Source organism: Pseudomonas nabeulensis (assembly GCF_004682045.1).
GTDB lineage: Bacteria > Pseudomonadota > Gammaproteobacteria > Pseudomonadales > Pseudomonadaceae > Aquipseudomonas > Aquipseudomonas nabeulensis.
Window position 1 is genome coordinate 1 of the sequence record NZ_QUZT01000025.1, and the last position, 11,874, is coordinate 11,874.

Below are 11,874 nucleotides of genomic sequence, written 5' to 3' on the forward strand. Positions count from 1 at the left end.
CTTGCCCCCTCCCACACTTTGATCAATGTATGGCTGAGTTATTGGTTCAGTCTTACCTGCTTTTCCAGCTCAGCCTTCAGGCCCGGCTCAAGCTTGAGCTGCCGCGCCAGCTCATCCAGGTAGGCCTTCTCCATAAAATTCTCCTCATCCACCAGCATCACACTGGCGATGTACATCTCGGCGGCCATTTCCGGCGTGCTGGCGGCCCGGGCGACGTCGGTTGGGTCCAGGGGTTTGTTCAGCTCGGCATGCAGCCAACTTTGCAGCTCGCGGTCGTTATCCAGCTTGGTGAACTCACCTTCGATCAGCGCACGTTCGCGCTCGTCGACATGGCCGTCAGCCTTGGCGGCAGCGACCAGCGCCTTGAGGATGCCTTGACTGTGTAGCTCCACCTGGGCCGGTGGCAGGCGGTCGAGGGTTTGCGGTTCGCCCTGGGGCGCACTGGCCTGTTGTGCCTGCCAATTGCCATAGGCCTTGTAGGCAAGCACGCCCAACGCTGCCAAACCACCATAGGTCAGGGCTTTTCCGCCGAACTTGCGGGCTTTTTTATTGCCCAGCAACAGGCCCATCGCGCCTGCCGCCAGGGCACCGCCACCTGCGCCGCCGAGCAGGCTGCCCAGGCCGCCACCGCTGAGCAGACCGTTCAGGGCACCCTTATCTTCCGGTTTGCGCTGGCCGCCTGCCTTGTTCTGCAGCATGTCCTGGCCAGACTTGAGTAACTGATCGAGCAATCCACGGGTGTTCATAAAAAAGCCTCCAGACACTAGGGTTCATAGGACCAATAGGCTCCCAGCGTAAAACTAAGTGCCAAAAAGCCCCGATCTAGAGTGCTTCCAGATGTAACGCCGCTGCCCTTCGTATAAATCGATATACACTCGGACAAATCGATAAAAGCACCCCACTGGTACTTCCAGCATGATGACGTTGCGTCAAATCCGGCATTTCATCGCCGTGGCCGAGACCGGCTCGATCTCCGCCGCCGCGCAAACCGCCTTTATTTCCCAGTCCACCCTGACCCTGGCGATCCAGCAACTGGAGCAGGAAATCGGCGTAACCCTGTTCAACCGCCACGCCAAGGGCATGACCCTCACCCACCAGGGCCATCAGTTCCTGCGCCAGGCGCACCTGATTCTCGCCACTGTCGACAATGCCAAGCGCAGCCTGCAGCAAAGCACCGACCAAGTGGCCGGCCAGTTGACTATCGGCGTGACCAGCCTGGTGGCCGGCTATTACCTGGCCGACCTGCTGACCCGTTTCCAGCGTGCTTACCCCAACGTGGAAATCCGCGTGATGGAAGACGAACGCCCGTACATCGAGCATTTGCTGGTCAGCGGCGAAATCGATGTGGGCGTGTTGATCCTCTCCAACCTCGAAGACCGCCACGCCCTGCAAACCGAAGTACTCACCCACTCCCCTCACCGCCTGTGGCTGCCGGCACAGCACCCGCTGTTGGAACACGACAGCATCAACCTCGCCGACGTGGCACGTGAACCGCTGATCCAGCTGAACGTCGATGAAATGGGCCACAGCGCCCAACGCATGTGGGCCGGTGCGGGCTTGCAACCCCGGGTGACCCTGCGCACGGCTTCAACGGAAGCGGTGCGAAGCCTGGTGGCGGCGGGCCTGGGCGTGTCGATTCAACCCGACATGACCTACCGCCCCTGGTCTCTTGAAGGCGACATTATTGAAGCGCGGCCGATTGCCGACCTCAGCCAGACCCTCGACGTCGGCCTGGCCTGGCGCCGAGGCACGGCGCGGCCTGCGCTGGTGGACCCGTTCCTCACGGTGGCCCGTGAACAGCCGCACCCACGCAAGCCATCTATTTAATCGAATGCTGCATTCAGTATTTAGTATTTGTTGACCGCGCGCCTGACCACTAGTCTCTGTCCATCCCGTAAGAGACCGCCAGGCGCCTTGTAAGAGAACGCCCATGGCCACACAACAAAAGAGATCGCGAAAAATGTCCGGCGCGCCCACCCCGCTGCTCACTGCGTTGTTGATCGACGGCGAACTGGTCCAGGGTCAGGGCTTTGTCGAGCCGATCCTCAACCCGGCCACAGGTGAAGTGCTGACCCAGATTGCCGAGGCCAGCACCGAGCAAGTGGAAACCGCGATCCTCGCCGCCCACCGGGCCTTTGCCGGTTGGTCGCGCACCACACCACAACAACGTTCGAACATTCTGCTGGCCATCGCCGACGCCATCGAAACCCAGGCCGACTATCTGGCGCGCCTGGAAGCCCTGAATTGCGGCAAGCCGTTGCACCTGGCGCGCCAGGATGACTTGAGCGCCACGGTGGATGTGTTCCGCTTCTTCGCCGGTGCGGTGCGTTGCCAGACCGGCCAGCTCAGCGGCGAATACCTGCCGGGCTTTACCAGCATGGTGCGCCGCGATCCTATCGGCGTGGTGGCGTCGATTGCGCCGTGGAACTACCCGTTGATGATGGCGGCGTGGAAGATCGCGCCAGCGCTGGCCGCCGGCAATACCCTGGTGTTCAAGCCGTCGGAACACACGCCGCTGTCGATCCTCGCCCTGGCCCCCGTCCTCGCTCAATTGCTGCCACGGGGCGTCATCAATATTCTGTGCGGCGGGGGCGAAGGCGTGGGCAGCCATTTGGTCAGCCACCCCAAGGTGCGCATGGTCTCGCTGACCGGCGATATCGTCACCGGGCAGAAGATCCTGCAAGCCGCGTCCAAGACCGTCAAACGCACGCACCTGGAACTGGGCGGCAAGGCGCCGGTAATCGTGTGTAACGACGCCGACCTGCAAGCCGTGGTCGAAGGCGTGCGCGCCTACGGTTACTACAACGCCGGCCAGGATTGCACCGCCGCGTGCCGCATCTACGCCCAGACGGGGATTCACGACACGTTGGTCGCCGAGTTGGGCGCGGCGGTCAGCAGCCTGCGGTTTGCCGGCAAGCGTGATGCCGACAACGAACTCGGCCCGCTGATCAGCACGCGCCAGCGCGACCGTGTGGCCAGCTTTGTCGAACGCGCCCTCGGCCAGCCGCATATCGAACGCATCACCGGCGCCGCCGTGCACTCCGGCGCGGGCTTCTATTACCAACCCACCCTGCTCGCCGGTTGCAAACAAAGCGATGAAATCGTGCAGCGCGAAGTGTTCGGCCCGGTGGTCACCGTGACCCGCTTCGATGAACTGGAACAGGCGGTGGACTGGGCCAACGACTCTGAATACGGCCTGGCCTCCTCGGTCTGGACCCAGAACCTGGACAAGGCCATGCAAGTGGCGGCGCGCCTGCAATACGGCTGCACCTGGATCAACAGCCATTTCATGCTGGTGAGTGAAATGCCCCACGGCGGTTTGAAGCGCTCGGGGTATGGGAAGGATCTGTCCAGCGATTCGTTGCAGGACTACAGCGTGGTGCGCCACATCATGGCGCGCCACGGCCAGCATCTCTAAAAACAACAACTAAGCTTTTTGCGTGACCGGTTTCACCCACTGCCCCGACCATAATTAAAGAAGAGGGAACCCCTATGTCCGCGCACAAGACCGCACTGCTCAGTGCCTTGACTACCGCGCTGCTGGCCAGCGCCAGCTTGCAGGCCGCCGAACCGCTCAAGGCGGTGGGTGCCGGCGAAGGCCAGTTGGATATTGTCGCTTGGCCCGGCTACATCGAGCGCGGTGACAGCGACAAGGCCTACGACTGGGTTACCGGTTTCGAGAAGGAAACCGGCTGCAAAGTGAACGTGAAAACCGCCGCCACCTCTGACGAAATGGTCAGCCTGATGGCCAAGGGCGGTTATGACCTGGTGACGGCTTCGGGCGACGCCTCGCTGCGTTTGATCGGCGGCAAGCGTGTGCAGCCGATCAATACCGCATTGATCCCCAACTGGAAGAACCTCGACCCGCGCCTCAAGGATGCGCCGTGGTACGTGGTCGGCCAGCAAACCTATGGCACGCCGTACCAGTGGGGCCCGAACGTGTTGATGTACAACACCAACGTGTTCAAGACCGCGCCTGCGAGTTGGGACGTGGTGTTCCAGGCGCAGGACCTGCCGGACGGCAAGCCGAACAAAGGCCGCGTGCAGGCCTACGACGGCCCGATCTACATCGCCGACGCGGCGCTGTACCTCAAGACCGCCAAGCCGGAACTGGGTATCCAGAACCCCTATGAACTGACCGAAGCCCAGTACAAGGCCGTGCTCGACCTGCTGCGCGCCCAGCAACCGTTGATCCACCGCTACTGGCACGACACCACCGTGCAAATGAGTGACTTCAAGAACGAAGGCGTGGTGGCGTCCAGTGCCTGGCCGTATCAAGTCAACGGCCTGCAAAACGAGAAGCAGCCGATCGCTTCGACCATCCCCAAGGAAGGCGCCACCGGCTGGGCCGACACCACCATGTTACACACCGACGCCAAGCACCCGAACTGCGCCTACAAGTGGATGGACTGGTCGTTGCAACCCAAGGTCCAGGGCGATGTGGCAGCGTGGTTCGGTTCCCTGCCGGCCGTGCCTGCGGCCTGTAAAGAGAGCGAACTGCTGGGGGCCGTAGGCTGCAAGACCAACGGTTTCGATCAGTTCGACAAGATCGCCTTCTGGAAAACCCCGCAGGCCGAGGGCGGCAAGTTCGTGCCGTATAGCCGCTGGACCCAGGATTACATTGCGATCATGGGTGGCAGGTAAGGATCCCCTGTGGGAGGGGGCTTGCCCCCGATAGCAGTGTGTCAGTTAACACATCTGCCACTGATCCACTGCTATCGGGGGCAAGCCCCCTCCCACACTGACCGAGTTCACAGATAGATCTCTGTTCAGAAGCCCCCCCACCGGGCCGCTGCGACCACCCCTGCTTTTTTGGAGCACCGCACCATGACGCTTGCAGTCCAATTCACCGATGTCTCGCGCCTGTTCGGCGACGTCAAAGCCGTGGACCGGGTCTCCATCGATATCCAGGACGGCGAGTTCTTTTCCATGCTCGGCCCTTCCGGCTCAGGCAAGACTACCTGCCTGCGCCTGATCGCCGGGTTCGAGCAACCCAGCGCGGGCTCGATCCGTATCCATGGCGCCGAAGCCACCGGGCTGCCGCCGTATCAGCGCGATGTGAACACGGTGTTCCAGGATTACGCGCTGTTCCCCCATATGAATGTGCGCGACAACGTGGCCTACGGCCTCAAGGTCAAAGGCGTGGGCAAGACCGAGCGCCTCAAGCGCGCCGAAGAAGCTCTGGGGATGGTCGCCCTCGACGGCTACGGCGAGCGCAAGCCGGTGCAGCTCTCCGGCGGCCAGCGCCAACGGGTGGCCCTGGCCCGTGCGCTGGTCAATCGCCCGCGCGTGTTGCTGCTGGATGAGCCGCTCGGTGCCCTCGACCTCAAGCTGCGCGAGCAGATGCAAAGCGAGCTGAAAAAGCTGCAACGCCAACTGGGCATCACCTTTATTTTCGTGACCCATGACCAGACCGAAGCGCTGTCGATGTCCGACCGTGTGGCGGTGTTCAACAAGGGCCGAATCGAACAGGTCGACACCCCGCGCAACCTGTACATGAAGCCGGCCACGGTGTTTGTCGCCGAGTTCGTCGGCACCTCCAACGTGATACGCGGCGAGCTGGCCCAACGCCTCAGTGGTCACCCCCTGCCCTTCTCGATCCGCCCCGAACACGTGCGATTTGCCGAGGGCCCGCTGGCTGCCAGCGAAGTGGAAATCAGCGGCGTGCTGCATGACATCCAGTACCAGGGCAGCGCCACGCGCTATGAACTGAAACTGGACAACGGCCAGGCGCTGAATATCAGCCAGGCCAACAACCAGTGGCTGGACACCCGCAGCGGCCTTCAGCTCGGCCAGTCCATCACCGCCCGTTGGTCGCGAGAAGCCATGACCCCGCTGGCCGACAGCGCAGGCGAGGTGTGACATGACCCCCGCCCTTTCCCTGCCGCCGATGCGCAGGTTTGCCAACCTGCTGTACCGCAAGCCCAACCTGTACCTGGCGATGTTGCTGGTGCCGCCACTGATCTGGTTCGGCGCGATCTACCTCGGGTCCCTGCTGACCTTGCTCTGGCAAGGCTTCTATACCTTCGATGACTTCACCATGGCGGTTACCCCGGAGCTGACCCTGGCCAACTTCGCCGCGCTGTTCCAGCCGTCGAACTTCGACATCATCCTGCGCACGCTGAGCATGGCGATTGTGGTGTCCATCGCCAGCGCCATCGTCGCCTTTCCCATCGCCTACTACATGGCGCGCTACACCACGGGCAAGACCAAGGCGTTTTTCTATATCGCGGTGATGATGCCGATGTGGGCCAGCTACATCGTCAAGGCCTATGCCTGGACCTTGCTGCTGGCCAAGGGCGGCGTGGCGCAATGGTTCGTGCAGCACCTGGGGCTGGAGCCGTTGCTGCAGTGGGTGCTGGGCATCCCCGGCGTGGGCGGCAGCACGTTGAGCACCTCGCACCTGGGGCGGTTCATGGTGTTCGTCTATATCTGGCTGCCGTTCATGATTCTGCCGATCCAGGCGTCGCTTGAACGTTTGCCGCCGTCGCTGCTGCAAGCCTCGGCGGACCTGGGGGCCAAGCCGCGCCAGACCTTTATGCAAGTGATCCTGCCGCTGTCGGTGCCGGGGATTGCCGCCGGTTCGATCTTCACGTTCTCGCTGACCCTGGGGGATTTCATCGTGCCGCAACTGGTGGGCCCGCCGGGTTATTTCGTCGGCGGCATGGTGTACGCCCAGCAAGGCACCATCGGCAATATGCCCATGGCGGCGGCGTTCACCCTGGTGCCCATCGTGCTGATCGCGGTGTACCTGTCCATCGTCAAACGCCTGGGGGCCTTCGATGCACTCTGACAAAGCGTCCAGCGGCTTGCGCATTGCCGCCTGGGGCGGGCTGGTGTTCCTGCACTTCCCGATCCTGATCATCTTCCTCTACGCCTTCAACACCGAAGAAGCCGCGTTCAGCTTTCCGCCCCAGGGCTTTACCTTGAAGTGGTTCAGCGTGGCGTTCGGCCGGCCAGACGTGCTGGAGGCGATCAAGCTGTCCTTGCAGATCGCGGCCATTGCCACGTTGATCGCCATGGTGCTCGGCACATTGGCCTCGGCGGCGTTGTATCGCCGTGAGTTCTTCGGCAAGCAAGGCGTGTCGCTGATGCTGATCCTGCCGATTGCGCTGCCGGGGATCATCACCGGTATCGCGCTGCTGGCGACCTTCAAGACGTTGGGCATCGAGCCCGGCATGTTCACCATCATCGTCGGCCACGCGACCTTCTGCGTGGTGATCGTCTACAACAACGTGATCGCCCGCCTGCGCCGTACTTCCCACAGCCTAATCGAAGCGTCGATGGACCTGGGCGCCGACGGCTGGCAGACCTTCCGCTACATCATCCTGCCCAACCTGGGCTCGGCACTGCTGGCCGGCGGCATGCTCGCCTTTGCGCTGTCGTTCGACGAAATCATCGTCACCACCTTCACCGCCGGCCACGAGCGCACCTTGCCGCTGTGGCTGCTCAACCAACTGAGCCGCCCGCGGGATGTGCCGGTGACCAACGTGGTCGCCATGCTGGTGATGCTGGTGACGATGTTCCCGATTCTCGGTGCCTACTACCTGACACGCGGCGGTGAAAGCGTGGCCGGCAGTGGCGGCAAATAACGGTTTTTTCAAGGAGCCAACCCCATGCAATTCCAGTTTTTACTTCCTACCAAAATTGTCATGGAGCCCGGCCTGCGTGCGCGTACCGCCGAGCACTTGCAGCCGCTGGGGCTCAAGCATGTGTTGCTGGTGACCGATGCCGGGGTGAAAAACGCCGGCCTGCTGGAGGAGATCTACACCAGCCTGAACCAGGCCGGCATTCGCTTCGATGAGATCAGCGACGTCAAGCCCAACCCCCGCAGCGAAGACTGCAACCGCGCCGCCGAGCGTTTTCGCAACACCGGCATCGATGGCCTGTTGGCCGTCGGCGGCGGCAGTGCGATGGATGCGGCCAAGGCCATCAGCGTGCTGTTGACCCACGACGGCAAGGTCGAGGATTACGAAGGCGCGTTTACCCTCAAGCATGCCGTGCTGCCGATTGTCGCCATCCCTACGACGGCTGGCACCGGCAGCGAGGTGACGTTTTTCTCGGTGATCACCGACACCCAGCGTCACTTCAAGATGAGCCTGTTGGATTACCGCCTCGGCCCGGTGCTGGCGCTGCTCGACTCCAACATCACCGCCACCCTGCCGCCGGCCATCGCCGCCAGTACCGGGATGGACGCGCTGACCCACGCCATCGAGGCTTACACCGGCAAGCCGGCCAACCCCATCAGCGACGGCCTGGCCCTGCATGCAATCCGCCTGATCAGCCGCCACCTGCTGGCCGCCGTGCGCGAACCGGGAAACCTCAATGCCCGCGAGCAAATGCTGGTGGCCAGCCTGATCGCCGGCATGGCCTTCGGCAACGCCGATATCGCCAGCGTGCACTGCATTTCCGAGGCCATCGGTGGCATGTATGACACGCCGCACGGCGTGGGCAATGCGATTTTCCTGCCGTTCGTGTTCAGCCATAACCGCGATGCCGACCTCGAACGGCACGCCGATGTGGCCTACGCGTTGGGCATCGATCCAAACCTCAACGCCGCCGACGCCGCGCAAGCCGCAGTCGAGCGGTTGTTCAACATGAGCCGGGAATTGGGCATTCCGAGTTTCAGAGAGGTGAAGGGCGTGCGTGAGGAAGACTTCCTGACCATCGCCGAAAAGTCCAAGAGCAATATTTCCGATGCCAGTAACGCCAAGCCGATGACCGTGGAGAGTTACCTCCAGGTGATCCGCGACGCCTTTCATTACGCTTCCTGACAGTAAGAGCAACCGCAATGAGCACTGACACTGAACATTTGAAACGCACCCTCGGCCCGGTTTCCGTGGTGCTGTTTGGCCTGGCCTTTATCGCGCCGCTGATTGTGTTCGGCACTTACGGCGTGATCGCCGAAGCCAGCCAGAACACCGTGGCGCTGTCCTACCTGGTGGCGTCCATCGGGGTGTTCTTCACCGCCTTGAGCTACGGGCGCATGGTGCGCGTATTTCCGGTGGCCGGTTCGGCCTACACCTATACGCGCAAAATGCTGAACGCCAACTTCGGCTTTATGGTGGGCTGGGCGGCGTTGCTGGATTACTTCTTTATCCCGATGCTGATCTGGCTGCTGGGCGCCAGCTACCTGGCCCTGGCCTTTCCCGATGTACCGCAATGGTGCTGGATCGCCGGCTTTATTGTGTCGACCACACTGCTGAATATCCTCGGCATCCAGATCGCCAACCGCTTCAATATCTTCCTGATGCTGGTGCAGATTTCGATCATCGTGGTGTTTATCGCCCTGTGCTGGCACTACGTGTCGGCGGCCAATGGCGTGGGAGGCCTGTTATCGGCCAAGCCATTCTTCAATGCGCAAGTGCCGTTCTCGGCAACCATGGCGGGCGCGGCGATTGCGGCCTATTCGTTCCTGGGCTTCGATGCGTTGTCGACCTTGAGCGAAGAAACCATCAACCCGAAAAAAACCATTCCCCAGGCGATCCTGGCGGTGGCCTTGATTGGCGGCACGGTGTATGTGGGCGCGGCGTACTTCATGTACATGGCGCACCCGTTGCCGGAGTTCGCCAACATTGATGGCGCCGCATTCGAGATCGCCAAGATGATCGGCGGTGATGTCTTCTTCACCGTGGTGTTGGCGGGCATCATCCTGGCCCACTTCGCGGCGGGCTTGTCGTTCCAGGCCAGTGTCGGGCGCCTGCTGTTCGCCCTGGGCCGCGACAACCTGCTGCCCCGCGCGCTGTTCGGCGTGCTGCATCCGCGCTTCAAGACCCCAGTGTTCAACATCCTGCTGGCGGGCGCGTTCGGGTTTGTCGGCCTGGGCCTGACCATCGCCACCGCCACGTCCCTGGTGAACTTCGGCGCCTTCCTGGCCTTTACCTCGGTGAACCTGTGCGCGTTGAAGCTGACCTTCGACAAGGTGGTCGGCGACCAACCCGGTGTGTTTCGCGGCGTGGTCTGTCCCTTGATCGGCGCCACCACCTCGGCCTGGATGCTGATCAGCCTGGATAAAGATGCGTTGATCCTCGGCTGCCTGTGGCTGCTGCTCGGCGGCCTGTACCTGGCGTTCATGACTCGCGCCTTCCAACGCCCGGCGCCGGAAGCTGCGCTCTGAATTTTGTGCAATACATGGAGACCCCTCATGCAAACCAAACTCTTGATCAACGGCCAATTGATGGCCGGCGAAGGTCCGGCCCAGCCGGTGTTGAATCCGTCGCTGGGCCGGGTGATCGTGCAGATCAACGAAGCCAGCGAAGCCCAGGTGGATGCTGCCGTGCGTGCGGCCGATGCGGCGTTTGAAAGCTGGTCGCAGACGGCGCCGAAGGATCGCTCGTTGCTGCTGCTGAAACTCGCAGACGCGGTCGAAGCCCACGGTGAGGAACTGGCCAAGCTGGAATCGGATAACTGCGGCAAGCCCTACAGCGCAGCGCTGAACGATGAGATCCCGGCAATTGCCGACGTGTTTCGCTTTTTTGCCGGCGCCAGCCGCTGCATGAGCGGTTCGGCCGGCGGTGAATACCTGCCGGGGCATACGTCGATGATCCGTCGTGATCCGGTAGGAGTGATCGCCTCGATTGCGCCGTGGAACTACCCGCTGATGATGGTCGCCTGGAAAATCGCCCCAGCCCTGGCAGCCGGTAATACCGTGGTGCTCAAGCCGTCGGAGCAGACCCCGCTGACCGCGTTGCGCTTGGTGGAGTTGGCGTCGGAGATTTTCCCGGCGGGCGTACTCAACCTGGTGTTTGGTCGTGGGCCGACGGTGGGCAGCCCGCTGGTGAACCATCCAAAAGTGCACATGGTGTCGCTGACCGGTTCTATCGCCACCGGTGCGAATATCATTTCCAGCACGGCCGACAGCGTGAAGCGCATGCACATGGAACTGGGCGGCAAGGCGCCGGTGATCATCTTCAATGACGCGGATATTGATGCCGCCGTGGAAGGTATCCGTACCTTCGGTTTCTACAATGCCGGGCAGGATTGCACGGCGGCGTGCCGGATTTATGCCCAGGCGGGCATCTATGATGCGTTCGTCGAGAAACTCGGCGCAGCGGTAGCCAGCATCAAGCACGGCTTGCAGGATGATCCCGACACCGAGTTGGGCCCGCTGATCACCGCCCAACACCGCGACCGCGTGGCCGGGTTCGTCGAGCGTGCCGTGGCGCAGCCGCATATCCGCCTGGTGACGGGCGGCAAGGCGGTGGCGGGCGATGGGTTCTTCTTTGAGCCGACGGTGCTGGCCGATGCGCAGCAGGACGATGAAATCGTACGCCGTGAAGTGTTCGGCCCGGTTGTTTCCGTGACCCGATTCAGCGATGAAGCGCAGGTGCTGGGTTGGGCCAACGATTCGGACTACGGCTTGGCGTCCTCGGTGTGGACCACTGACGTGGGCCGCGCCCATCGGCTGGCGGCGCGCTTGCAGTATGGCTGCACGTGGGTGAATACCCACTTCATGCTGGTCAGTGAAATGCCCCATGGCGGGCAGAAACTGTCGGGGTATGGCAAGGATATGTCGATGTATGGGTTGGAGGATTACACCAGCGTGCGGCATGTGATGTTCAAGCACTGACACAGCGCAGCGCTGGGCTGGGCTGGGCTGGGCTTTTTAGGGCTTTTATGTGGGAGGGGCGGTGCGACGATTCGACTTGCCCCCGATAGCGGTGGTTCAGTGAAAAATGTGCTGGCTGACCCACTGCCATCGGGGGCAAGCCCCCTCCCACATTAGATCTTCATAATTCTGAAGTACTGTGCTCAATCACAGAGCCGGAAACGTCTTGTTTCACATGCAACGCCATCACCCCGCTATCAATCATTTTTCCTACGTCATCGAACCGCTTAAGCTATCCGGCGTCTGTTTATTGTCCGTTGCGTTTG

Annotated in this window: 10 protein-coding genes; 9 read left to right on the forward strand and 1 reads right to left on the reverse strand. The window is 62.0% G+C overall.

Annotation, left to right across the window (positions count from 1 at the left end; translation table 11 throughout):
* Window positions 1–38: 38 nt before the first annotated feature.
* A complete protein-coding gene (locus DYL61_RS14700; protein ID WP_135308903.1) occupies window positions 39–746 on the reverse strand; it encodes a tellurite resistance TerB family protein in 708 nt (235 codons plus the stop codon).
* 169 nt (window positions 747–915) lie between these two features.
* On the opposite strand from DYL61_RS14700, the gene DYL61_RS14705 reads away from it, so the two are divergent.
* The 9 genes from DYL61_RS14705 to DYL61_RS14745 all read left to right on the forward strand — a co-directional run bounded on the left by DYL61_RS14705 (window position 916) and on the right by DYL61_RS14745 (window position 11,569).
* The gene (locus DYL61_RS14705; RefSeq protein ID WP_135308904.1) at window positions 916–1,827 is read left to right on the forward strand and encodes a LysR family transcriptional regulator; all 912 of its coding nucleotides are present in this window, start codon (window positions 916–918) and stop codon (window positions 1,825–1,827) included.
* Between the two features lie 133 nt (window positions 1,828–1,960).
* A complete protein-coding gene (locus DYL61_RS14710; protein ID WP_193559443.1) occupies window positions 1,961–3,418 on the forward strand; it encodes a gamma-aminobutyraldehyde dehydrogenase in 1,458 nt (485 codons plus the stop codon).
* A gap of 74 nt (window positions 3,419–3,492) precedes the next feature.
* Complete coding sequence (gene ydcS, locus DYL61_RS14715; protein ID WP_135308906.1) at window positions 3,493–4,644, forward strand: putative ABC transporter substrate-binding protein YdcS; 1,152 nt, start codon at window positions 3,493–3,495, stop codon at window positions 4,642–4,644.
* 183 nt (window positions 4,645–4,827) lie between these two features.
* Entirely contained in the window at window positions 4,828–5,862 is a 1,035-nt protein-coding gene (locus DYL61_RS14720; RefSeq protein WP_135308907.1) for an ABC transporter ATP-binding protein, read from the forward strand.
* 1 nt (window position 5,863) lies between these two features.
* Complete coding sequence (locus tag DYL61_RS14725) at window positions 5,864–6,793, forward strand: ABC transporter permease (RefSeq protein WP_135308908.1); 930 nt, start codon at window positions 5,864–5,866, stop codon at window positions 6,791–6,793.
* A complete protein-coding gene (locus tag DYL61_RS14730) occupies window positions 6,783–7,592 on the forward strand; it encodes an ABC transporter permease (RefSeq protein ID WP_135308909.1) in 810 nt (269 codons plus the stop codon). Before DYL61_RS14725 ends, DYL61_RS14730 begins: the two co-directional genes overlap by 11 nt.
* A 24-nt stretch (window positions 7,593–7,616) precedes the next feature.
* On the forward strand, window positions 7,617–8,774 hold the full coding sequence (locus DYL61_RS14735) for an iron-containing alcohol dehydrogenase (protein ID WP_135308910.1): 1,158 nt from the start codon (window positions 7,617–7,619) through the stop codon (window positions 8,772–8,774).
* A 17-nt stretch (window positions 8,775–8,791) separates the two neighbouring features.
* Complete coding sequence (locus DYL61_RS14740; protein WP_135308911.1) at window positions 8,792–10,117, forward strand: APC family permease; 1,326 nt, start codon at window positions 8,792–8,794, stop codon at window positions 10,115–10,117.
* A 27-nt stretch (window positions 10,118–10,144) separates the two neighbouring features.
* Entirely contained in the window at window positions 10,145–11,569 is a 1,425-nt protein-coding gene (locus tag DYL61_RS14745; RefSeq protein WP_135308912.1) for a gamma-aminobutyraldehyde dehydrogenase, read from the forward strand.
* Window positions 11,570–11,874: the final 305 nt, after the last annotated feature.